Origin of the sequence: Pseudomonas panipatensis, from assembly GCF_900099785.1 — a bacterium.
Taxonomy (GTDB): Bacteria; Pseudomonadota; Gammaproteobacteria; order Pseudomonadales; family Pseudomonadaceae; genus Pseudomonas; species Pseudomonas panipatensis.
In genome coordinates this window covers 45,551-67,124 of the sequence record NZ_FNDS01000013.1, presented here as the reverse complement: position 1 = coordinate 67,124, position 21,574 = coordinate 45,551, and the positions used below count along the sequence as shown (strand labels likewise).

18 protein-coding genes are annotated in these 21,574 nt (G+C 67.8%); 6 read left to right on the top strand and 12 right to left on the bottom strand.

Annotated elements, in window-relative coordinates; genetic code table 11:
• Positions 1-22: 22 nt before the first annotated feature.
• On the bottom strand, positions 23-1,357 hold the full coding sequence (locus BLQ74_RS24010; RefSeq protein WP_090267626.1) for a sigma-54-dependent transcriptional regulator: 1,335 nt from the start codon (positions 1,355-1,357) through the stop codon (positions 23-25).
• Complete coding sequence (locus BLQ74_RS24005) at positions 1,354-3,111, bottom strand: sensor histidine kinase (protein WP_090267624.1); 1,758 nt, start codon at positions 3,109-3,111, stop codon at positions 1,354-1,356. The genes BLQ74_RS24010 and BLQ74_RS24005 overlap by 4 nt, the downstream gene beginning before the upstream one ends.
• Before the next feature lie 105 nt (positions 3,112-3,216).
• Between BLQ74_RS24005 and BLQ74_RS24000 the strand changes: the two genes are divergently transcribed.
• Positions 3,217-4,095, top strand: a complete 879-nt coding sequence (locus BLQ74_RS24000; protein WP_090267622.1) for an alpha/beta fold hydrolase — start codon at positions 3,217-3,219, stop codon at positions 4,093-4,095.
• Between the two features lie 41 nt (positions 4,096-4,136).
• Here BLQ74_RS24000 and BLQ74_RS23995 read toward each other — a convergent pair whose 3' ends face one another.
• A complete protein-coding gene (locus BLQ74_RS23995) occupies positions 4,137-4,559 on the bottom strand; it encodes a DUF3301 domain-containing protein (protein WP_170842864.1) in 423 nt (140 codons plus the stop codon).
• 151 nt (positions 4,560-4,710) lie between these two features.
• Here BLQ74_RS23995 and pdxY point away from each other — a divergent pair, with 151 nt between their 5' ends.
• A complete protein-coding gene (gene pdxY, locus BLQ74_RS23990) occupies positions 4,711-5,577 on the top strand; it encodes a pyridoxal kinase PdxY (RefSeq protein ID WP_090267618.1) in 867 nt (288 codons plus the stop codon).
• A 16-nt stretch (positions 5,578-5,593) separates the two neighbouring features.
• On the opposite strand, the gene ybaL is transcribed toward pdxY, so the two are convergent.
• The 5 genes from ybaL to BLQ74_RS23965 all read right to left on the bottom strand — a co-directional run bounded on the left by ybaL (position 5,594) and on the right by BLQ74_RS23965 (position 12,085).
• On the bottom strand, positions 5,594-7,282 hold the full coding sequence (ybaL, locus tag BLQ74_RS23985; protein ID WP_090267616.1) for a YbaL family putative K(+) efflux transporter: 1,689 nt from the start codon (positions 7,280-7,282) through the stop codon (positions 5,594-5,596).
• Between the two features lie 233 nt (positions 7,283-7,515).
• On the bottom strand, positions 7,516-8,019 hold the full coding sequence (locus tag BLQ74_RS23980; RefSeq protein WP_090267614.1) for an acyl-CoA thioesterase: 504 nt from the start codon (positions 8,017-8,019) through the stop codon (positions 7,516-7,518).
• Between the two features lie 210 nt (positions 8,020-8,229).
• A complete protein-coding gene (locus BLQ74_RS23975) occupies positions 8,230-8,988 on the bottom strand; it encodes an SDR family NAD(P)-dependent oxidoreductase (protein WP_090267613.1) in 759 nt (252 codons plus the stop codon).
• 223 nt (positions 8,989-9,211) lie between these two features.
• Positions 9,212-10,579 carry a glutamine synthetase family protein gene (locus BLQ74_RS23970; RefSeq protein ID WP_090267611.1) on the bottom strand — a complete coding sequence of 456 codons (1,368 nt, stop codon included), beginning with the start codon at positions 10,577-10,579 and terminating at the stop codon, positions 9,212-9,214.
• A gap of 111 nt (positions 10,580-10,690) precedes the next feature.
• Positions 10,691-12,085 (bottom strand): aspartate aminotransferase family protein, encoded by a 1,395-nt coding sequence (locus BLQ74_RS23965; protein ID WP_090267609.1) that lies wholly within the window; start codon positions 12,083-12,085, stop codon positions 10,691-10,693.
• A 127-nt stretch (positions 12,086-12,212) separates the two neighbouring features.
• On the opposite strand from BLQ74_RS23965, the gene BLQ74_RS23960 reads away from it, so the two are divergent.
• Together BLQ74_RS23960 and BLQ74_RS23955 are read left to right on the top strand one after the other, a co-directional pair.
• Entirely contained in the window at positions 12,213-12,983 is a 771-nt protein-coding gene (locus BLQ74_RS23960) for an SDR family NAD(P)-dependent oxidoreductase (protein WP_090267607.1), read from the top strand.
• A 67-nt stretch (positions 12,984-13,050) separates the two neighbouring features.
• Entirely contained in the window at positions 13,051-13,716 is a 666-nt protein-coding gene (locus BLQ74_RS23955; protein ID WP_090267605.1) for a GntR family transcriptional regulator, read from the top strand.
• Between the two features lie 6 nt (positions 13,717-13,722).
• Here BLQ74_RS23955 and BLQ74_RS23950 read toward each other — a convergent pair whose 3' ends face one another.
• From BLQ74_RS23950 to BLQ74_RS23940, 3 genes are all read right to left on the bottom strand, one after another.
• Positions 13,723-13,935 (bottom strand): YgdI/YgdR family lipoprotein, encoded by a 213-nt coding sequence (locus BLQ74_RS23950; RefSeq protein WP_090267603.1) that lies wholly within the window; start codon positions 13,933-13,935, stop codon positions 13,723-13,725.
• Between the two features lie 102 nt (positions 13,936-14,037).
• A complete protein-coding gene (locus tag BLQ74_RS23945) occupies positions 14,038-14,439 on the bottom strand; it encodes an SMI1/KNR4 family protein (protein WP_090267602.1) in 402 nt (133 codons plus the stop codon).
• Positions 14,440-14,596: 157 nt separating this feature from the next.
• Positions 14,597-15,466 carry a Tim44 domain-containing protein gene (locus BLQ74_RS23940; RefSeq protein WP_090267681.1) on the bottom strand — a complete coding sequence of 290 codons (870 nt, stop codon included), beginning with the start codon at positions 15,464-15,466 and terminating at the stop codon, positions 14,597-14,599.
• Between the two features lie 182 nt (positions 15,467-15,648).
• Here BLQ74_RS23940 and BLQ74_RS23935 point away from each other — a divergent pair, with 182 nt between their 5' ends.
• Positions 15,649-16,275, top strand: coding sequence for an FMN-binding negative transcriptional regulator (locus BLQ74_RS23935; RefSeq protein WP_090267600.1), 627 nt, complete (start codon positions 15,649-15,651; stop codon positions 16,273-16,275).
• A gap of 49 nt (positions 16,276-16,324) precedes the next feature.
• Here BLQ74_RS23935 and uvrD read toward each other — a convergent pair whose 3' ends face one another.
• Positions 16,325-18,505 carry a DNA helicase II gene (gene uvrD / locus BLQ74_RS23930; RefSeq protein ID WP_090267599.1) on the bottom strand — a complete coding sequence of 727 codons (2,181 nt, stop codon included), beginning with the start codon at positions 18,503-18,505 and terminating at the stop codon, positions 16,325-16,327.
• Between the two features lie 178 nt (positions 18,506-18,683).
• On the opposite strand from uvrD, the gene BLQ74_RS23925 reads away from it, so the two are divergent.
• Positions 18,684-21,566 carry a putative bifunctional diguanylate cyclase/phosphodiesterase gene (locus BLQ74_RS23925; protein WP_090267597.1) on the top strand — a complete coding sequence of 961 codons (2,883 nt, stop codon included), beginning with the start codon at positions 18,684-18,686 and terminating at the stop codon, positions 21,564-21,566.
• Positions 21,567-21,574: the final 8 nt, after the last annotated feature.

Below are 21,574 nucleotides of genomic sequence, written 5' to 3'. Positions count from 1 at the left end.
GCGGCGCTGAGCGCCGCAGGCGTCACCCCTCGCCGCGGTAGTCGCCACGGCTCAACCCGTGGCGCTGCATCTTCTCGTTGAGGGTGCGGCGTGGCAGGTCGAGCAGTTCCATCACCGCCTTGATGTCGCCCTTGCACTGTCCCAGGGCCTGGCGGATGCATTCCGCCTCGTAGGCTTCCATGCGTTCGAACAGGCCGTTGCCGGCCGGCATCGCGACGGCCTGGCCACGGTCCAGACCGAGGACGTGGCGCTCGGCGGCGTTGGCCAGTTCGCGGACGTTGCCCGGCCAGTCGTGGGCCAGCAGGCGCGCCAGTTCGGCGGTGCTCAGCGGCGGCGCTTCGCGGCCGAGCCTGGTGCTGGCGAGGTGCGCGTAGTGCTCGAACAGCAGCGGGATGTCTTCGCGGCGCTCGCGCAGCGGCGGCAGGCGCAGTTCGGCGACGTTCAGGCGGTACACCAGGTCTTCGCGGAAGCGCCCGGCGCGGGCTTCTTCGAGCAGGTCCGGCTTGGTCGCGGCGATCACTCGCAGGTCGACGCGGATGCTCTGGTTCGAGCCCAGGCGTTCCAGTTGCTGCTCCTGCAGCACGCGCAGCAGCTTGACCTGCTGGGCCAGCGGCATGCTCTCGATCTCATCGAGGAACAGGCTGCCGCCGTCGGCGTGCTCCAGCTTGCCGATGCGCTTGCCCTGGGCGCCGGTGAAGGCGCCGCTCTCGTGGCCGAACAGCTCGCTCTCGAAGAGTTGCTCGGGGATGGCCGCGCAGTTCAGCGCGACGAAGGGCTTGCCGGCGCGCGGGCTGAAGTCGTGCAGACAGCGCGCCACCAGTTCCTTGCCGCTGCCGGTTTCGCCACGGATCAGCACGTTGACCGGGGTATCGGCCAGGGCCAGCACCTGGCGGCGCAGCGCCTCCATCGGTCGCGACACGCCGAGCAGGCGCGATTCGACCTGGTCCTTGAGCGCCGCCTGTTCGCGCAATTGGCGGTTTTCCTGGACCAGCCGGCGTTTCTCCAGGGCGCGGCGCAGGCTGTCGAGCAGGCGTTCGGGGGTGAAGGGCTTCTCGATGAAGTCGTAGGCGCCCTGGCGCATGGCCTGCACCGCCATGGGCACGTCGCCGTGGCCGGTGACCATGATCACCGGCAGGTCGCGGTCGAGTTGCTGCAGGCGTTCGAGCAGGGCCAGGCCGTCGGTGCCGGGCATGCGCACATCGCTGATGACCACGCCGGGGAAGCCACGGTCGAGGCTCTTCAGGCACTCCTCGGCGCTCTGGCACAGGCGCACGCTGAACCCGGAGAGTTGCAGCCACTGCTGCACGGCTTCGCGGATGGCGGCTTCGTCGTCGACGAAAATGACGTGTTCGCTCATATCTCTTCTGCGGCGGCGGGCAGGCACAGGCGGAACTCCGCGCCACCCTGGGGTTGGTTGGCGGCTTCCAGGCGGCCGCCAAGCTCATGGACGATGCCGTAGGATACCGCGAGGCCGAGACCGAGTCCTTCGCCCACCGGCTTGGTGGTGAAGAAGGGGTCGAAGACGCTGGCCAGGTGCTCGGCGGCGATGCCCGGGCCGTTGTCGGCGACCCGCAGGCACCAGTCGGCGCCTTCGCGGCGCAGGCTCACGGCGATGTGCGGACGCTCGGCGCCCGCCACCGCGTCGAGGGCGTTGCGCAGCAGGTTGACCAGCACCTGTTCGAGGCGGATGGCGTCGCCCAGCACCCAGGCCGGGATGCTCAGCTCCTGGCTGATTTCCACCTGTTCGGCGCGGATGCGCACGGCCAGCAGTTGCAGGGCCTGTTCCAGCACGTTGCCCAGTTCGATGCGCTCGCGCAGGCCGCCGGGGGTCTTGCGGGCGAAGGTCTTCAGGTGTCCGGTGAGCGCGGCCATGCGCTCCAGCAACTCGTCCAGGCGCGCCAGGGCGCCGCGCGCTTCCTCGGTGCGCCCGGCATCGAGCAACAGGCGAACGCTGGCCAGGTGCATGCGCTGGGCGGTGAGCGGCTGGTTGATCTCATGGGCCAGGGCCGCCGACATCTGTCCCAGGGCGGCCAGCTTGGCGGCTTGCACCAGGCCGTCCTGGGCGGTGCGCAGGGCCGCGGTGCGTTGCTCGACCAATTGCTCCAGTTCTTCCCGGCTGCGCTGGTGCAGGCGGGCGATACGCCAGCGCTGTTGCAGCAGCAGGATCAGGCACACGAGGGTCAGCCAGGCGCCGGCGGCGGCCGCGCGGGCGGTGGCCACGTCGCTCTGGATGCCACTGCTGTCGCGCAGCAGGTGCAGGGTCCAGGCGTCGTCGGGCAGGGCCAGGGATTGCCAGAGGTAGTCGCTCTCGCGCGGCGGGCCGGCGACCCGTTCCAGGCGGCTGTCTTCGCCGAGGTGTTCCAGGGTCTGGTGGCGCAGGGGGCTCAGCGGCTGGCGGTCGTACTGGCGGGTCTGCGCCAGTTCCAGGCGGGCGAAGGTGTCCAGCGGTTGCAGTTCGCGGTAGCGCCACTCCTGGCGGTTGGCGAGGAAGACGATGCCTTTGGCGTCGCTGACCAGTACCAGGTCGGGGGTCTGGCTCCACTGCCGTTCGAGGTCGGGAAACTCCAGCTTGACCACGATGGCGCCGAGGAAGCGCCCTTGCTCGTCGCGCACCGCGTTGGCGAGGAAATAGCCGGGAACGCCGCTGGTCACGCCGACCGCATAGAAGCGGCCGGTGCCCTGGGCGATGCACTGGCGGAAGTAGGGGCGGAAGGCATAGTTGTGGCCGACATAGCTGGTCGGCAGGTCCCAGTTGCTCGCCGCCACCGCCAGGCCGTCGCGGTCGAGCAGTTCCAGGGTCGACGAGCGCGCCGCCGTGTTGATGCGTTGCAGCTTGAGATTCAGCGCCTGTTGCCGCTCGCCTTGCACCGGGCCTTGCAGGGCGCGGCCGATCTCCGGATCGAGGGCGAGCACCGCCGGCAGGCTGCGGTAGCGCTCCAGCAGGGTGCGCAGGGAGTTGGCGTACAGGCCCAGCTGTTCGTGGGCGGTCTCGGCCTCGGCGAGCAGCGCGCGCTGCCGCGCCTGCTGCCCGGCCCAGTGCATCGACAGCAGCAGACCGGCCAGTACCAGCAGGGTGACGAGGACAATGCGCAGCGGACGGGGTGGCGGCATGGCGAATCGGAGACTGGGCGCGGAGCGCGACCATAGCATGCCGCGGCGCTGGTCTGGCGCGCTCGTCGGTCGCTACACTTCGCGGCCTTCGAGGAGAGTCTTCCGATGCAGTTGATCGCCTGGTCCCACCCCTGTTCCGCTGGCTTCACCCTGCGTGGCTGGCGCAGCGAGCCGAGCGGCAAGCCCTTGCTGCACTTTCTGCATGGCAACGGCTTCTGCGGCCGCGCCTACGAGCCGATGCTGGCGCGCCTGGCCGCCGACTTCGACCTCTGGCTGTGCGACGTGCAGGGCCACGGCGACAGCGACCATGGCGGGCGCTTCCACGGCTGGAACCGCAGCGCGGAGATGGCCGTGGAAGCCTTCGAGGCCGGCCGCGGGATCTTCGGCGAGGTACCGCGCCATGCCTGCGGGCACAGCTTCGGTGGGGTGCTCAGCAGCCTGATCCTCGGCCGTCACCCGGCGCTGTTCCGCCGGGCGGTGTTGCTCGACCCGGTGCTCTTCACCCCGGCGATGATCGGTGTGATGGCGCTGTCCGAAGTGCTCGGCCTGCACGAGCGCCGGACCATGGTGCAGAAGGCGCGGGCGCGTCGCAGCCAGTGGCCGGACCGCGCCGCCGCCTACGCCGGGCTGCAGGGCCGGGGGATCTTCAGGGGCTGGAGCGACGAGGCGCTGTGGGCCTATGTGGAGAACGCCATCAAGACGGTCGAGGGCGGCGTCGAGCTGAAGTGCCGGCCGAGCCGCGAGGCGGAAATCTTCAGCTCCTTCCCCAAGCGCCTGTGGCCGTCGCTGGCCAAGGTCGTGACGCCGAGCCTGGTGCTGTTCGGCGAGCAGACCTATCCCTTCGTGCCCAAGGCGGTGGCGCGCTGGTGCGCACAGAACGACCACGTCAGCGGCCAGTGCGTCGCCGGCGGGCATTGCTTCATGCAGGAATATCCAGAGGACAGCGCCGAGCGGGTCGCGCGTTTCCTGCTCGCGCACGAATAGCCGGAAGCCGCTTCAGCGGCCGGGCGGCCGGCGCCCGTGGCTCAGTCGCCGACCTTTTTGTTCTGGTGCGCGCGCCGCCACTCGGCGAGGTGCACCACGTCGGCCTTGTGCGGCGGCGGCAGGGTTTCCGCCTGGGGCGGCACCACTTCGATCACGTTGCCCGCCTCGTGCGCCTCGGGCTGGAAGCGGAAGGCTTCCAGCTCCACCGGACCGGGGCGCTGTCCGAGCATGGTGATGCGCCCGCTGTAACGATCCTGGCCCGTGGCGGTGAACTCGAAGGCGTACTCGCGGGCCAGGCAGAGCACACCGCTGCCGTTGCGTTGCAGGCGCATGCGGCGCAGCGCGACGTTCTCGTCGAGCAGCTCCACGCCCTGGCGCGCGCAGTGCTGCTTGGCCAGTTGCAAGGCGCGCTCGCGAATGCCATGGACGCGCCACCACCAGGCGGCGGCCGCGGCTAGCAACATGAATGCGAAAAGGTTGCCCAAGGTCACTTCAAGGCTCCGCTCGGGAATCGGCGCACCAGCTTACCCACTCTGTCGTTCAGCGGCGAGCGCCACTGGTTCCCTGGCTGTGAATTGCGCCCCATACTGACGCATTCTTCCGTAGGAACCCGCCATGTCGCGTACGCCCCATGTTCTCGCCATCCAGTCCCATGTGGTTTTCGGCCATGCCGGCAACAGCGCGGCGGTCTTCCCGATGCGCCGTGTCGGGGTGAATGTCTGGCCGCTGAACACCGTGCAGTTCTCCAACCATACCCAGTATGGACACTGGACCGGACAAGTGCTGCCACCGGAGCAGATTCCGGCGCTGGTGGAGGGCATCGCCCAGATCGGTGAACTGGGCAATTGCGACGCGGTGCTTTCCGGCTACCTCGGCAGCGCCGCCCAGGGCCGCGCGATCCTCGAAGCGGTGGCGCGCATCCGCGAGGCCAATCCGCGGGCGATCTACCTCTGCGACCCGGTGATGGGCCATCCCGACAAGGGCTGCATCGTGGCGCCGGAGGTCGGCGACTTCCTCCTCGAAGAGGCCACCGCGGTAGCCGATTACCTGTGCCCCAACCAATTGGAGCTGGACAGCTTCTGCGGCCGCTCGCCGGCGTCCCTGGGCGATTGCGTGGAGATGGCCCGCAGCCTGCTGGCGCGCGGCCCGAAAGCGGTGCTGGTGAAGCACCTGAACTACCCGGGCAAGCCGAGCGACGATTTCGAGATGCTGCTGGTGAGCGACCAGGAAACCTGGCACCTGCGCCGGCCGCTGCTGGCCTTCCCGCGCCAGCCGGTGGGCGTCGGCGATCTCACTTCCGGGCTGTTCCTGGCCCGCCTGCTGCTCGGCGACAGCTTGCGCGCGGCCTTCGAATTCGCCGCCGCCGCGGTGCACGAGGTGCTGCTGGAAACCCAGGCCTGCGGAAGCTACGAGCTGGAGCTGGTGCGCGCCCAGGATCGCATCGCCCACCCGCGCGTGAAGTTCGAGGCGCGGATGCTCTGAGGCGCGCGGCGGCGGCTCAGGCCGGCGCCGGTCGCTGCGCGTCGTCCGCGCTTTCCTCGGTCAGGCCGAGGCGCTTGGCCATGCCGCGGGCGATTTCACGCTCGCCCATGATCACCAGGTTGGCGCCGTTCTGCTCGAGGTATTCCACCTCGGCATCGAAATGCGCGCGGGCGATGATTTCCAGACCAGGATTGGCGGCACGCGCCTGGCTGGCGATGCGTCCCGCCTCGAAGCCGTTGGGGATGGCGATCAGCATCCAGTGCGCCGCCTCGATATTGGCCTGGGCCAGTACTTCCGGGCTGACCGCGTTGCCGACCACCACGCTGAGGCCGCGCTCGCGCAGTTCGGCGGCTTTCTCGCGCTTGTCCTCGATCACCACCAGCGGCACCCCGGCGCGCTGCAGGCGGGTGCTGAGCAGCGTGCCGACGCGGCCGTGGCCGATGAGGATGGCGTGCTCGCGCTCGCGTACCGGCGGTGGCAGGTCCGGCGCTTCCAGCGGCGTCTGATCGGTGCCGGTGTCGAGCAGGCGCGCCTGCAGGCGTTCGATGGCGATGAACAGCAGCGGGTTGACCAGGATCGACAGGATGGCCCCGGCCAGCACCAGGTCGCGGCCCTGTTCGGGCAGGAGGTTGAGCGTGCCGCCGAGGCCGACCAGGATGAAGGAGAACTCGCCGATCTGCGCCAGGCTGGCGGCGATGGTCAGCGCCGTGCTGTTGGGGTGGCCGAAGGCGCGCACGATCACATAGGCGGCGATGGACTTGCCGAAGACGATGACCAGGAAGGTGGCCAGCACCGGCAGCGGTTCGTGGATCAGGATCGCCGGGTTGAACAGCATGCCCACCGACACGAAGAACAGCACGGCGAAGGCATCGCGCAGCGGCAGCGAGTTTTCCGCCGCCGCGTGGCTGAGTTCGGATTCGTTGAGGATCATCCCGGCGAAGAAGGCGCCGAGGGCGAAGGACACGCCGAACAGCACGGCCGAGCCATAGGCGATGCCAAGGGCGATGGCCAGCACGGCGAGGGTGAACAGCTCGCGCGAGCCGGTCGCCGCGACCCGCTCCAGGACCCAGGGCACCAGGCGTCGGCCGCCGAGGATCATCAGCGCGACGAAGGCCACCACCTTGCCCAGGGTGAGCAGGATCGGCAATAGCACGCCAGCCGCGTTGCCGTCCGGGGTGCCGCCGAGCGAGCCGGCGAGGGCTGGCAGCAGGACCAGCGTGAGGACCATCGCCAGGTCTTCGACGATCAGCCAGCCAATGGCGATGCGCCCGCGCTTGGTGTCGATCAGCTGGCGCTGCTCCAGGGCGCGCAGCAGCACCACGGTGCTGGCCACCGACAGCGCCAGGCCGAACACCAGGCCGCCGCCGAAGCTCCAGCCCATGGCCCGCGCCAGGCCGATGCCGAGCAGGCTGGCGACGCCGATCTGCACCACCGCGCCGGGAATCGCGATGGCTTTCACCGAGAGCAGGTCTTTCAGCGAGAAGTGCAGGCCGACACCGAACATCAGCAGGATCACCCCGAGTTCGGCGATCTCCTGCGAGAGGGCCTGGTCGGCGACGTAGCCGGGAGTGAAGGGGCCGGCCAGCACGCCGGCGAGCAGGTAGCCCACCAGTGGCGAGATGCGCAGGCGATTGGCCAGGGTGCCGAGGATGAAGGCCAGCACGAAGCCGGCGGCGAGGGTGGTCAGCAGCGGAGTGTGGTGCATGGTCTGGGCTCCGGGCACACAGGGAGCCGCCGTGCCGGATCGGCGCGGCGGCTCGAAGCTGAGTCACGGGGGCAAACCCGCGCAAGGGAAAAACCTGGTTCTGTACGAAGGCTTGCCGCGCTCGGTGAGCTGTCGTACTGAGCCTAGGCGCTGGCAAGGCGTTCGCCATGGCCAGCGCTCAAGGTTAACCCGTTGACGCGTTGAGGTTTTTCAGTGGAGCCGGGGATTTCTTGTCAAGACATGTCGGCCGGGCGGTCCCACTCCTCGCGGATCGCCTGGTAGCGCTGTTCCAGTTCCTGGCGCAGTTGGCGGCGCTGCTGTGCCTGGGCGAAGCGGCGCTTCTCCTCGCGGGTCTGCGGTTGCAGCGGCGGCACGTTGGTGGGTTTGCGCTCGTCGTCCAGCGCCACCATGGTGAAGAAGCAACTGTTGGTGTGGCGCACCGATTTTTCGCGGATGTTCTCGGTGACCACTTTCACGCCGATTTCCATGGAGGTGCGCCCGGTGTAGTTCACCGAGGCGAGGAAGGTCACCAGCTCGCCGACGTGGATCGGCTCGCGGAAGATCACCTGGTCGACCGACAGGGTCACCACGTAATGACCGGCGTAGCGGCTGGCGCAGGCATAGGCCACTTCGTCGAGGTACTTGAGCAGGGTGCCGCCGTGGACATTGCCGGAAAAGTTGGCCATGTCGGGGGTCATGAGGACGGTCATGCTGAGTTGATGGTTGCCGGGTTCCATAACGCTCTCGGGTGAACGGTGACAAGGGACCAACACTGGACGCGCGCGGCCGGGGCTGGCGACACAGTTTTTTCTATACACGCCCTTGGCGGCGATGAACAGCCGGGCGTGGTCTGGCCGAGGCGGAAGTGGGCGATCAGTGCGCGCGGCGGGATCGCGGGCGGCTCGTGCTCCCTTTCGGAAGCGTGCGCCGCCCGCGCGGGGTGGGGCTCAGCGCCCGGCGGAGAGACCGAAGTCGATGGCCAGGTCGGCACCGGTGATGGCTTCGGATTGCGGGCAGCAGAGATACCAGACCAGTTCGGCGACTTCTTCCGGGCGGATGAAGCGCGCCACCTTGCCCTGTGGATAATCCATCAGCAGGGCGCGTTTGTAGGCGTCGGGGTTGCCCTGGCCGTAGCGCTCGGCCTGGTAGTCGAGCATCGGCGTGGCGATGTCGGCCGGCGAGATGGCGTTGACCCGCACGCCTTGCTCGGCCAGTTCCAGGGCCAGGGTGCGGGTCAGCATGGTCAGCGCCGCCTTGCTCGCGCAGTAGGCCGCCGAGCCGCGGTAGGCCTGGCGCCCGGAGTCGCTGGAGATGTTGACGATGCAGCCGTGGTTTTCCTTCAGGTAGGGCGTGGCGGCCTGGCACATATAGAAGGCGGCCTTGAGGTTGACCCCCAGCACCAGGTCGAAATCGTCCTCGTTGAAGGACTCCACCGGCCCTTCGCGCCAGACCCCGGCGGCGTTCACCAGGGCATCCAGGCGGCCGGTGCGGGCGAGGATGTCGGAAACCAGGCTCTGGCAGTTGTCTGCGTGGCGCAGGTCGGCCACCGCGCTGGCTTCCAGCGGCACCTGCGCGTTGAGGGCGTGCAGCCCGCTCTTGTCGACGTCGGTGGCGGCAATGCGCCAATGGCTCTGGGCGAAACGCTTGGCGATGGCTTTGCCGAGGCCGCCGGCGGCGCCGGTGATCAGAACAACGGGTGTGCTCATTGTGTGAGAGATCTCCCTGCCTGATAGGGAAAGGCGCGCCGCCAGGCAGCAGCGGAGGCGCCGTGGGGAAGGGCCCTTCGGACCCTTGCATCTACTGACCAAGAAAAGACCAGAATCTTCGCTTTGCCAGGGTAATTTTTGCGTAAAGGCCCGGGCGTCCATGGACGCCCGGGCCGTGTTCCTTCAAGCCGATAGCCGCTCGGAGTTACGGCGGCGCCGGCGCTCAGGCGTGGTGCAGATACCAGCGCCAGTCCTGCTCGCCGACTTCGCCCATGAACTGCCGATACTCCTCCCACTTGATCGCCAGGAACACCTTGAGGAAGTCCTCGCTCAAGGCCTCGCGCGCCCAGGTCGACTGTTCCAGCGCGCGCAGGGCGGTGAGCCAGTCGGTGGGGAGGAATTCACGGGCCTGTGCATAACCGTTGCCGGTGATGGCGGCGCCCGGGTCGAGTTGCTCGCGGATGCCCTGGTGGATACCGGCGAGGATCGCCGCGGCGGCCAGGTAGGGGTTGGCGTCGGCGCCGCAGATGCGGTGCTCGATGTGCCGGCTGTTGGCCGGGCCGCCGGGCACGCGGAAGGACACGGTGCGGTTGTTCACGCCCCAGCTCTTGGCCAGCGGCGCGTAGCTGTTGGCCTGGAAGCGGCGGAAGGAGTTGGCGTTGGGGCAGAAGATCGCCAGCGAGTCGAGCAGGGTCGCCATCATGCCGCCGATCGACTGGCGCAGCAGCGGCGTGCCGTGCGGGTCTTCGCTGGCATAGAGGTTGTTGCCGTCGGCATCGGCCAGGCTGACGTGCATGTGCATGCCGCTGCCGGCGCGGTCGCCGAACGGCTTGGCCATGAAGCAGGCCTGCAGCCCGTGCTTGTTTGCCACGCCCTTGACCAGGCGCTTGTAGCGCACCCCTTCGTCGACCGCCTGGAGGGCGTCGAAGCGGTGCTCCAGGGTCAGTTCGAGCTGGCCGGGGGCGTACTCGGAGATCGCCGTGCGCACCGGCAGGCCCTGGGCCTCGCAGGCGGCGTAGAGGTCGTCGAGGAACGGCTGTACTTGCTCCAGCTCGTAGACGCCATACACCTGCGGCGCGTCCGGGCGCACGCCGTTCATCTGCACCGCCGGTTGCGGACGGCCCTGGGCGTCGCGTTGCTTGTCCAGCAGGTAGAACTCCAGCTCCACCGCCATCACCGGGTGGAAACCGTCGGCCTTGAGCCGCTCGACCACGCGCGCCAGCACCTGGCGCGGATCGGCCGGGGTGGCCGGCAGGCCCTGGGTCGGATGCATGCTCACCTGCAACTGGCCGGTCGGCGTGGCGCGCCAGGGTTGCAGGGTCAGGCTGCCGGGCAGCGGGTAGGTCCAGCAGTCGGCGTCGGCGACTTCCCAGACCAGCCCGGTGCTCTCGACGTCCTCGCCCTGGATGGTCAGCGCGAGAATCGAGCTGGGCAGCGGCCGGCCGTTGTCGTAGATCGCCAGCAGTTCGTCGCGGTGCAGCAGTTTGCCGCGCGGCACGCCGTTGGCGTCGATGATGAAGAGTTCGATGCTGCGCACCTCCGGGTGCGCGGCGAGGAAGGCTTCGGCTTCCTGGCGATTGGCGAATTGCATGGCGATGTCTCGTTGTGGAACCTGGATTGGATGGGCCGGCCGCGGCGCGGCAGGACCCATCGATACGCTGCGCGCGCGCGTCAGCATGGCATTCGCGCTACTCGGCCGAGCCTACGCCGCGCGCGCGCCGGGGATCGCCAGCAGCTCGGTCAGCGCCTGGTCGAGGGTGGCGATCAGGCGGTCGACGTCGGCCTCGCTGGTGGCCGGACAGCACAGCGTCATGTTGTGGAACGGCGTGATCAGGATGCCGCGGTTGATCAGGTACAGGTGCAGGGCCATCTGCAGCTCGTCGTGGAAGGCCGCCTCGGCTTCGGCGCCGGTGCGCGGCGAAACCGGGCAGAACTGGAACTCGCTGCGTGCGCCGAGTTCGGTCACCGACCACTTCAGCGCGTGCTTGGCGATCAGCCGGCGGAACCCGTCTGCCAGGCGCTTGGCCAGGGGCAGCATGTGCGCGTAGGCGGCCGGGGTCATCACCTGCTCCAGGTTGGCGCGCATGCAGTGCATGGCCAGGGCGTTCGCCGAGAGCGTGGTGCCCATGCCGCTGTGGCCGTGGCCATGGCTGTCTTCCTGGGCTTTCTGGCGCGAGGCGAGCATCTTCTCGGCCATCTCCGCGCTGCAGCCGAAGATGCCGCAGGGCACGCCGCCGGCGATCGGCTTGCCGACCACGAAGAAGTCCGGGTCGAGGTTCCACAACTTGGTGCAGCCACCGATATCGGTGGAGATGGTGTGGGTTTCGTCGATGATCAGCAGGCTGCCGTACCGGCGGGTCAGCTCGCGGCACTTCTGCAGGAAGCCAGGATCGGGCAGGACCATGCCGATGTTGGTCATCGCCGGCTCGCAGAGCAGGGCGCAGACGTCACCCTGGGCCAGCGCGGCTTCCAGTGCCTCGAGGTCGTTGAACGGAATGGCGCGGCTGTACTGGGTCAGGTCGTAGGCCTGGCCGACCAGCCCGGAGCGGTGCACGGTCGCGCCGTCGCGGTAGCGCACCATCACGTCGTCGACGGTGCCGTGGTAGCAGCCGTCGAACACCAGCAGGGTCTTGCGCCCGGTGATGGCGCGCGCCCAGCGCAGCACGTAGCGGTTGGAGTCGGTGGCGGTGGCGGTGACTTGCCAGAAGGGCAGGCCGAAGCGCGCGGCGAGCAGCTCGCCGCAGACCACCGCGTCCTCGCCCGGCAGCATGGTGGTCAGGCCGTTGTTCGCCTGCTCGGCGATGGCGCGCGCCACGGGGTCCGGCGAGTGGCCGAACATGGTGCCGGTGTCGCCCAGGCAGAAGTCGATGTACTCGTGACCGTCGACGTCATAGAAGCGCGCCCCCTTGGCGCGATCGACGAACAGCGGGCAAGGCGTCGACCAGTCGGCCATCCAGTGCATCGGCACCCCGGCATACAGGGAGTTGCGCGCGCGTTCGGCGAGGGCCACGGATTTCGGGTTCTGTTCCAGGAAACGTTGCCGTTCGCGGGCGGTGAAGGTTGCCACTGCCTGTTCGCTGATACCGCTGGCGGTCATTTTGCACACCTCGTTTGTTTTTTTGCACATCTTCCATTTGTGATCACAAAAATGTCAATACAGGGCGATGAACGCCTGTTAATCTTTCCTTCACACAAATTTGTGATCACAAAAGCGAGGATAGACCATGCAATGGCAAGGCCAGGTCGCTCTGGTGAGCGGCGCCGGCAGTGACGCCGGGATTGGTTTCGCCATCGCGCGCCGGTTGGCGCGCGAGGGTGTCAAGGTACTGCTCAGCGCCACGGGCGCGCGGGTCGAGCAACGCGCCGCCGAGCTGCGCGCGGAAGGCTTCGAGGCGCGCGCCAGTCGCGCCGACCTGACCGACGAGGCGCAGGTCGCCGCCCTGGCCGAATGGGCCCAGGCGCAATGGGGCAGGGTGGACATCCTGGTGAACAACGCCGGCATGGCCATGCAGGGCAGCCCCGAACCCTTCGCCGAGGTGGCGGCCATGGACCTGGCGACCTGGAACCTGTCCCTGGCGCGCAACCTGACCAGTGCCTTCCTGCTCACCCGTGCCCTCTTGCCGGGCATGCAGGCGCGTGGCTACGGACGCATCGTCAACATCAGCTCGACCACCGGCACGCGCGGCAGCAATCCCGGCGAAGCGGCCTACAGCGCGGCCAAGGCGGGAATGCTCGGCATGAGCATGGGCCTGGCGCTGGAAGTGGGCCGGCAGGGCATCACGGTGAACAGCGTGGCGCCCGGCTGGATCGCCACGGCGTCGAGTACCGAGGAAGAAGCCCGCGCCGGCCTGCAGACGCCGGTCGGCCGCGCCGGGCGTCCGCAAGAGGTGGCGGCGGCGGTGGCCTTCCTCGCGTCGCCCGAAGCCAGTTACATCACCGGCGAGTTGCTGGTGGTGGATGGCGGCAACTGTCTGATCGAAAACAAGGGAATCTGAACATGCACAACTGCAGCCTGACCTTCGCCCAACTGCCGGCCCCACCGGCCGGCGCGGAGTGACCCGAATGGCCGATAACCTCCAGGAACAGCTGTACCAGAACCTGCGCCAGGCGCTGTTGAGCGGACGCTTCCAGCCAGGCGAACGCTTGAAGATCCGCGACCTGGCCAACGAATGGGGCACCAGCCCGATGCCCGTGCGCGCTGCTTTGCAGCGGCTGGTGGCCGAGGGCGCGCTGGAGGGCGAGCCGCAACGCTCCCTGCGCGTGCCGCTGATGACCCGCGAGCGCTTCCTGCAGATCCTGCAGGTTCGCCAGTCACTCGAAGGCCTGGCCGTGGAGGCGGCGGTGCCGCGCCTGAGCGACGCGGACAAGACGCTGCTGCGGGTGTGCACCGATGGCATGGAAACGGCCCTGCAGCGGCGCGACGTGCGGGCCTACCTGGAAGACAACAGCCGCTTCCACCTGACGCTCTACCGTGCCTGTGACAATCCCACGCTTCTGCGCATGATCGAGGCGCTCTGGCTGCAGGTCGGGCCTTTTTTCAACCGTCTGTTCACCGAGGCCGACTTGTCGCTGCGCCTCAACGATTTCCACGAGAATGCCCTGGAGGCCGTGCAGCGCGGCGATGCCCGGGCGGCCCGGGCGGCCATCGAACAGGACCTCGGCTATTTCGGCCAATACCTGCTCAATCTGTTGGCGCTGGACTCGGGCGGCCGGCTGGACGCGCGCTGAGCGGCGTCACTCCGAGCGGATGTAGCGGACGTTGTCCTTCTTGATCAGGATGGTCTGACCATTGAGTTGCTCGAACTCATAGTAGTCATGGTACTTGTCGTAGTCGGCATGGTCCTTGACGAGGACCTCGCTGCCATCCTGCAGCGCCACCACGGCCTTGTCGGCACAGCCGGCAAGGCCTAATAGCAAGGCGCCGAGGCACATGAATTTCAGCTTCATAAAGTCTCCACGGGGCATCGTGGGCCGGCTTTGGCAGGAGGGCCGACGCACGCTGGGTTGCCAGTCTGACAACCGAGTCTTTTGGAAATTCAGAAATTTCGATCAAGTATCCAGCCATACGTCGCGTGCCCAGGTCCACACCGAGTCCCAGGTTTCCTCGGTGAGTTCGCCGTCGGCCCAGAGCACCACTTCGCCGTCCTGGGCCACCGCGTAATAGTCGTCGCCATCGGCGCAGATCGGAATCAGTTCCCGCGGCAGCCCCATGGACCAGGCCACCGCCGCCACTTCCGGCAGGTAGGTGTGGGATTGCGGATCGCTGACGGTGACGGGTTCCAGGCGCCCATAGACCACGTCGCTGACCTTGAGGAGGAATTCGCGGAACTCCGAGGGAATGCTGATCAGCAGCTGTTCCTCGATTTCCACCAGCAGTTCCTCGTCCGGCAGTTCCAGTGGTACCGGCACCGGCTCGTTGAGTTCACGTAGTTGGTCGATGACGTCTTCCACGGCAGGGCCCTCTCGATTGGATGGCGCGCTTTATACAGTAGTAGCCGGGCCTGGGCGCAAGTACACCGGTGGGCGCTCGCGCTGACGGGCGGCATTGCGCGCGGCCCGGAATGAAAAAGCCCGGCATGCGCCGGGCTTTTCGATTGCGACGGGAGGCTCAGCCGTTCTGCCGGATACCGGCCAGCAGCCAGGGCTGGTTCTGCCCTTGGGCGCGCTCCATGCGCCAGCTTTCGCTGAACGCTTCGCCCTGGTCGAAGCGCGAGCTCTTCGACACGCCGCTGAAGGTCAGGGTGGCGATGGTCTTGTCGGCCTGATCGTCGATGCCGTCGAGCTGCACCTGAAGGTTGTCGATGTAGGTCGACTGGTAGCCGTCGCCGAGATCGGCGCGTTCCTGCTTCAGCCACTGCAGCATCTGCGGGGTGACGAACTCGCCGATCTTGTCCATTTCGTTGGCGTCCCAGTGCTGCTGCAGCGCCAGGAAGTGCTCGCGGGCGGCGCCGATGAAGCGTTGCTCGTCGAACCAGCTCGGTGCGTTGAGCGGCGCGCGTGCCGCCGGTTGGGCGCTGCCGCCGAAAATCGGCGCGGCGGCCGGCATGTCGCGTTGCATCGGCGCGGGGTGCCCGGCCGCGAGTGGACGTGCCTGCTGGCGACGGCGCGCGGCGATGAAGCGGAAGGCGATGAAGGCGATCAGGGCGATGATCAGGATGTCGAGGAACTGCATGCCCTGGAAGCCACCGCCCATGAACAGGGAGGCCAGCAGGCCACCGGCGGCGATGCCGGCCAGTGGGCCCAGCCAGCGCGAGGCGCCACCGGCCGCGGCTGCGCCAGCGGCGGCACCCGCGGCGGGAGCGGCGGTGTTGGGCGTGCTCGGGGTGTTCGGGGCGGTGCTCGGTTGCACCTGACGGGTCTGGTGGCTGGGCGCCGAGCCCATGCTCTTGCCGCCGCCGAAACGCTTGGCTGCTTGGACGTCGAGGCTGAGCGTCACGGCGACACAGAGGGCCATGGCAAGGCTGAGAAAGCGCTTCATGGTGGTCATTCTCTTGGTTGGAATACGACGCGCGTCATGTTGCCCAGCATCCTCAGCAGCGACCAGCCGGATTTTGTTTCCGGCTATTGCCCTTGCGGCAAAGTGTTTTCGCTGGCTGTGACTGGCGTCGACGGCGGCGACAGGGTAAACCGGACGGACATTCATCGCCAGGAGTCGACCACATGTACCTGCCCTCTGCCTTTCGTCAGGATGACCGCGGCGAGTTGCTGCGGCTGATCGGCGAAACCCCTCTCGCCACCCTGGTGACCGCCGGCGAGCAGGGGTTGCAGGCCAGCCACCTGCCGCTGTTGCTGGCGGCGGACGAGGGTGAACAGGGCACGTTGTATGGCCACCTGGCGCGTGCCAACCCGCAGTGGCGCGAACTGGCCGCCGGCGCCGAAGCCATGCTGATCTTCCAGGGCCCGGACGCCTACGTCAGCCCTTCCTTCTATCCGTCCAAGGCCGAGCACGGCAAGGTGGTGCCGACCTGGAACTTCATCGCCGTGCATGCCTATGGCGTCGCCGAAACCATCGAGGACGCGCCGCGCCTGCTGCAGATCGTCAGCCGCCTGACCGAGTTGCACGAGCGCGAGCGGGCGCAGCCCTGGGCGGTCAGCGACGCGCCGGAGGACTACGTCGCCGGCATGCTCCGCGCCATCGTCGGCTTCCGTCTGCCGATCGCCCGCCTGGAAGGCAAGTGGAAGCTCAGCCAGAACCGTACGGCGGAGGATCGCGCCGGGGTTCGCCAGGGCCTGGGCGCCTCTGCCAGCAGCACCGATCGGGCGCTGGCGCAACGCCTGCCGGAGTGACCCGGCGCGGCTTCGCTGTTGGCGGGTGCGCAGCGGTCTTGGCGGCGCGCTAAACCGCCTCCAGCTTCGCGTAGCCGAGCATCAGCCACTTGCTGCCTTCGCTGTCGAAGTTCACCTGCACGCGGGCCTGGGCACCGGAGCCTTCGAAGTTGAGGATCACCCCCTCGCCGAACAGCGGGTGGCGCACCGCCTGGCCAAGCGAGAAGGGCGTATCGGGGACGCCGGCGCCGCTGAACAGGCTGCCGCTGCGCTGGTTGCCGGCGAGCGGCCGGCTCACCGAGTTGGACAGGCGCACTTCCTGGATCAGCGCCGGGGGGATTTCGCGGACGAAGCGCGAGACCTTGTTGTAGGTCTCGCTGCCGTACAGCCGGCGGGTCTCGGCGTAGGTCATCACCAGGCGCTGCATGGCGCGGGTGATGCCGACGTAGGCCAGGCGGCGCTCCTCTTCCAGGCGGCCGGGTTCTTCCAGGCTCATCTTGTGCGGGAACAGGCCTTCTTCCATGCCGGCCATGAACACCAGGGGGAACTCCAGGCCCTTGGCGCTGTGTAGGGTCATCAGCTGCACGCTGTCCTCGAAGGCGTCGGCCTGGGTGTCGCCGGATTCCAGCGCGGTGTGGTCGAGGAAGGCCACCAGCGGCGGCATGTCCTCGTCGTCGGGCGTCTCGAAGGCCCGCGCGGCGCTGACCAGTTCTTCGAGGTTTTCCACCCGCGCCTGGCCTTTCTCGCCTTTTTCTTCCTTGTGATAGGTGATCAGCCCGGATGCCTCGATGACGGTCTGGGTCATCAGGTGCAGCGGCATGCCCTCGACCTTCTGCGCCAGCAGGTCGATGGTTTCGAGGAAGGCGTTCAGCGCGCTGGCGGCGCGGCCGGTCACCGCCTTGGCGGCGATCACGTCGTTGATCGTGCGCCACAGCGAGGTGCCGTTGGTGCGCGCGGCGTTGCGCAGGGCTTCCACGGTTTTCTCGCCGATGCCGCGCGGCGGCACGTTGATCACCCGTTCCAGCGCGGCGTCATCGTCGCGCAGGCGGATCAGCCGCAGGTAGGCCAGGGCGTTCTTGATCTCGGCGCGCTCGAAGAAGCGCTGGCCGCCGTAGATGCGGTAGGGGATCTTCTCCCGCAGCAGGGCCTCTTCGAGCACCCGCGACTGCGCGTTGGAGCGGTAGAGGATGGCGATTTCGCTGCGCTTGAGGCCGTCCTTGCGCAGGGCGTCCTCGATGGTTTCGACGATGTAGCGCGCTTCGTCGTGCTCGTTGAACGCGGCGTACAGGGTGATCGGATCGCCATCGCTGCCGTCGGTCCACAGCTGCTTGCCGAGACGCCCCTGGTTGTTGGCGATCAGCGCGTTGGCGGCATTGAGGATGGTGCCGGTGGAGCGGTAGTTCTGCTCCAGGCGGATGTCCTCGGTGCCGGCGAAGTCATCGGCGAAGTGCTGAATGTTCTCGATCTTGGCGCCGCGCCAGCCGTAGATCGACTGGTCGTCGTCGCCCACCACCATGAGGCTTTCGCCACCCTTGGCGAGGAAGCGCAGCCAGGCGTACTGCACGGCGTTGGTGTCCTGGAACTCGTCGACCAGGATGTGCCGGAAGCGCCGCTGGTAGTGCGCCAGCAGACCGGGGTTGTTGCGCCACAGGTCCAGCGAACGCAGCAGCAGCTCGGCGAAATCGACCACACCGGCGCGGGCGCAGGCTTCTTCGTAGGCCTGGTAGATGCTCACCATGGTGGACAGGTAGAGATCGCCGGCGGCCTGGATGTTCTGCGGACGGTTGCCCTCGTCTTTCTGCCCGTTGATGAACCACTGCGCCTGGCGCGGCGGCCAACGCTGCTCGTCCAAGCCCAGCTCGCGGACCACGCGCTTGACCAGGCGCAACTGGTCGTCGCTGTCGAGGATCTGGAAGCCCTCCGGCAGGCCGGCCTCCTGCCAGTGCGCGCGCAGCAGGCGGTGGGCCAGGCCGTGGAAGGTGCCGACCCACATGCCCATGGGGTTGATCCCCAGCAACTGCTCGATACGCGCGCGCATTTCCGCGGCAGCCTTGTTGGTGAAGGTCACCGCCAGGATGCTGTGTGGCGAGGCGTGCTCGACCTGGATCAGCCAGGCGATGCGGTGCACCAGCACGCGGGTCTTGCCGGAACCGGCGCCGGCGAGCACGCGCTGGTGCCCGAGCGGGGCGGCGACGGCCTGGCGCTGCGGGTCATTGAGGGAGTTGAGCAGGAGGGAGAGGTCATCGTTCATGGGCCGGCATTCTACCGATGGCGGGGAAAGCCCGGCAAACCGGGGCGCCATTCGGCGTGCTCCAGACGAAAGTTCAGTCGATTACTGGCATATTGCCGAACCTGCACCCTTGGGTGACCCCAGCGCCTCGGTTATGCTCCGCCGACGCCTAGGCATCAGACTACAAGAAAAAAAGCCTATGACCGCTTATCTAGAGACGTCGGCTGCGCCTGTCAGTCATACCGAAATTCACCAGCAATACGCCCACCAGATCGCCATCGAGCGCATCCGCCTGCTCTACCAGGGCTCGCGGGTTCCGACCCTGCTGATGCTGCTCAACGGCCTGGCCTGCGCCGGATTGCTGTGGGGCACCCAGAGCACCGTGCTGTTGGCCGGCTGGCTGGTCTGGCTGGTGTTGCTGGGCGTGCTGCGGCTGGTCCAGGTCGCCGCGTTCAATACCGCCTCGCCGTCGCGCCAGGCCGATCCCCATTGGCAACGGGTGTTCCTCTTTGGCGCCGGCGCGTCCGGGTTGACCCTGGCCTTCGCCGTCATCGCCCTGGTGCCGCCCGACGCCTTTCTGCAACAGGCCCTGGTGTTCGGCCTGATCGCCGCGGCCATTCTCTCCGCCAGCGTCGCCTACGCGGTCAGCCTGTCGGCCTTCCTGACCTTCGCCTTGCCCTGCCTGCTGCCGGCCATCGGCTACCTGCTATTCCAGGGCAGCCAGTTGCAGCAGGGCTGGGGCGTCCTCGGGATGATCCTGCTGTCGGCCCTGCTGGTGATGGCCTGGCAGATTCACCGGCTGGTCCAGGGCAGCCTGCTACGGCGTTTCCAGACCCTGTCCCTGGTGTCGCATCTGGAGCAGGCGAAGAATCGCGCGGAGCAGCTCAACCACGAACTGGCCCGCGAGATCGAGCAACGCCGCAGCGCCGAGCGCGCCCTGCGCCTGGCGCGCGACCAGTTGCAGGAGCGGGTCGAGGCCGGCAGCGTCGAACTCAGCCATAGCGAGGTGCGCCTGGGCCTGGCGCTGGAGGCCAGCGAGCTGGGCTTGTGGGACTGGAACCTGGAAACCGACGAGGTGCATCACTCGCGCCTCAAGGAAATCTTCGGCATTACCCAGGACGCGGTGAAGAGCATGCGCGCCGACCTGCGCCCGCGCCTGCACCCGGATGACCTGCCGCTGCTGCGCCGGGCCCTGGTCAACCACCTCAAGGGGCGCACCGACGGCTACTGCATCGAGTACCGCGTGCGCCATGCCGACGGCCATTGGGTCTGGGTCGAGGACCGTGGCCGGGTGATGCAGCGCGATGCGCGTGGCAAGGTCACGCGCATGGTCGGCACCCGCTGCGACATCAGTGCGCGCAAGCGTCGCGAAGAAGAGCAACGGCTCGCCGCCACGGTGTTCGAGGCCGCCAGCGAGGGCATCGTCATCCTCGACCCGGACTATCGCCTGCTGGCGGTCAACCAGGCGTTCAGCCGGGTCACCGGGCACCGCGCGGAAGACGTCATCGGCCAGTTCGCCGCGCACCTCAGCGGCAATCCCGAGACGGCGCGCCAGTACCAGCAGATCCGCGGCGAGCTGGAGAGCCTCGGCCATTGGCAGGGCGAATTGCTGGAGACGCGCAAGAACGGCGAGTTGTATCCGCAGTGGCTGCAGCTCAACGTGGTGCGCGACAGCCGCGGGCAGGTCGCCCATGTGGTCGGCTTCTTCGCCGATCTCACCGCCCGGCGCGATGCCGAGGATCGCTTGCGCTACCTGTCGCACTACGACGAACTTACCGGCCTGGCCAATCGCGGACTGTTCAAGCAGCGCCTGCACGACGCCGGCCAGCGCGCGCGGCAGAGCGGCCGTAACCTGGCCCTGCTGCTGATCGACCTGGACCGCTTCAAGCTGCTCAACGACAGCCTTGGCCACGAAGTCGGCGACCAGTTGCTGCGGCAGATCGCCCGGCGCCTGACCCAGACGGTGCCGGAGGCGGACACCATCGCGCGGCTGTCGGCCAACGAGTTCGCCGTGCTGATCGACACTTACACCAGCCTGTCTACCCTGGCGCGGCTGTCCAGCCGGCTGTTGACCAAGCTGCGTGTGCCGATGAGCGTCGCCGGCCAGGAGCTGGTGGTCAGTGCCTCGCTGGGTATCAGCCTGCTGCCGGAGAACGCGCGGGAAATCTCCGCGTTGATGAGCCAGGCGAACATGGCCATGCAGCACGCCAAGCACCTGGGCGGCAACACCTTCCAGTTCTTCACCGACAACCTGCAGGCCTGCACCCTGGAGCGTCTGCAGATGGAAGTGCAGTTGCGCAAGGCCATCGAAGAAGGCCAGTTGGACGTCTACTACCAACCCAAGCTGAATCTGGCCAGCGGCCGCCTGGACAGCGCCGAGGCGCTGGTGCGCTGGCGCCATCCGCAGCTGGGCATGGTGCCGCCCGGCGAATTCATCCCGCTGGCCGAGGAAACCGGGCTGATCGGCGCCATCGGCGAGTTCGTCCTGCGTCGCGCCTGCCACCAGTTGCGCGAATGGCAAGCGCGCGGGCTGACCGACCTGCGACTGTCGGTGAACCTGTCGGTGCACCAGTTGCGCCAGGGCAACCTGGCCAGCCTGGTGCGCACCGTGCTCGACGAAACCGCGCTGGCGCCGCACCTGCTGGAGCTGGAACTGACCGAAAGCCAGTTGCTGGAGAACGTCGAGAGCGTCGGCCTGACCTTCCGCCAACTGCGCCAGATGGGGGTGAAGCTGGCCATCGACGACTTCGGCACCGGCTACTCCTCGCTCAGCTACCTCAAGCGCTTCCCGGTGGATTACGTGAAGATCGACCAGACCTTCATCCGCGACCTCTCCACCCATGGCGAGGATGCCGCCATCACCCGCGCGATCATCGCCATGGTGCACAGCCTGGAACTGAAGGTGGTCGCCGAGGGTGTGGAGACGCCGGAGCAACTGGAGTTTCTGCGTCAGCACCAGTGCGACGAGATTCAGGGATTCCTCATCAGTCGGCCGCTGGAGGCCGAGGCCCTGGTCGCTTTCCTCGGCGCCGCCGACCGCGCCGATGCGCAGGACGCGCCACTGGAGGGCCTGTCGAGGTAAGATCGTGC

Coding starts and splice junctions, on each gene's coding strand:
- BLQ74_RS24010 (WP_090267626.1), bottom strand. CDS start 1,357: ATGAGCGAACACGTCATTTTCGTCGACGACGAAGCCGCCATCCGCGAA.
- BLQ74_RS24005 (WP_090267624.1), bottom strand. CDS start 3,111: ATGCCGCCACCCCGTCCGCTGCGCATTGTCCTCGTCACCCTGCTGGTA.
- BLQ74_RS24000 (WP_090267622.1), top strand. CDS start 3,217: ATGCAGTTGATCGCCTGGTCCCACCCCTGTTCCGCTGGCTTCACCCTG.
- BLQ74_RS23995 (WP_170842864.1), bottom strand. CDS start 4,559: ATGTTGCTAGCCGCGGCCGCCGCCTGGTGGTGGCGCGTCCATGGCATT.
- pdxY (WP_090267618.1), top strand. CDS start 4,711: ATGTCGCGTACGCCCCATGTTCTCGCCATCCAGTCCCATGTGGTTTTC.
- ybaL (WP_090267616.1), bottom strand. CDS start 7,282: ATGCACCACACTCCGCTGCTGACCACCCTCGCCGCCGGCTTCGTGCTG.
- BLQ74_RS23980 (WP_090267614.1), bottom strand. CDS start 8,019: ATGGAACCCGGCAACCATCAACTCAGCATGACCGTCCTCATGACCCCC.
- BLQ74_RS23975 (WP_090267613.1), bottom strand. CDS start 8,988: ATGAGCACACCCGTTGTTCTGATCACCGGCGCCGCCGGCGGCCTCGGC.
- BLQ74_RS23970 (WP_090267611.1), bottom strand. CDS start 10,579: ATGCAATTCGCCAATCGCCAGGAAGCCGAAGCCTTCCTCGCCGCGCAC.
- BLQ74_RS23965 (WP_090267609.1), bottom strand. CDS start 12,085: ATGACCGCCAGCGGTATCAGCGAACAGGCAGTGGCAACCTTCACCGCC.
- BLQ74_RS23960 (WP_090267607.1), top strand. CDS start 12,213: ATGCAATGGCAAGGCCAGGTCGCTCTGGTGAGCGGCGCCGGCAGTGAC.
- BLQ74_RS23955 (WP_090267605.1), top strand. CDS start 13,051: ATGGCCGATAACCTCCAGGAACAGCTGTACCAGAACCTGCGCCAGGCG.
- BLQ74_RS23950 (WP_090267603.1), bottom strand. CDS start 13,935: ATGAAGCTGAAATTCATGTGCCTCGGCGCCTTGCTATTAGGCCTTGCC.
- BLQ74_RS23940 (WP_090267681.1), bottom strand. CDS start 15,466: ATGAAGCGCTTTCTCAGCCTTGCCATGGCCCTCTGTGTCGCCGTGACG.
- BLQ74_RS23935 (WP_090267600.1), top strand. CDS start 15,649: ATGTACCTGCCCTCTGCCTTTCGTCAGGATGACCGCGGCGAGTTGCTG.
- uvrD (WP_090267599.1), bottom strand. CDS start 18,505: ATGAACGATGACCTCTCCCTCCTGCTCAACTCCCTCAATGACCCGCAG.
- BLQ74_RS23925 (WP_090267597.1), top strand. CDS start 18,684: ATGACCGCTTATCTAGAGACGTCGGCTGCGCCTGTCAGTCATACCGAA.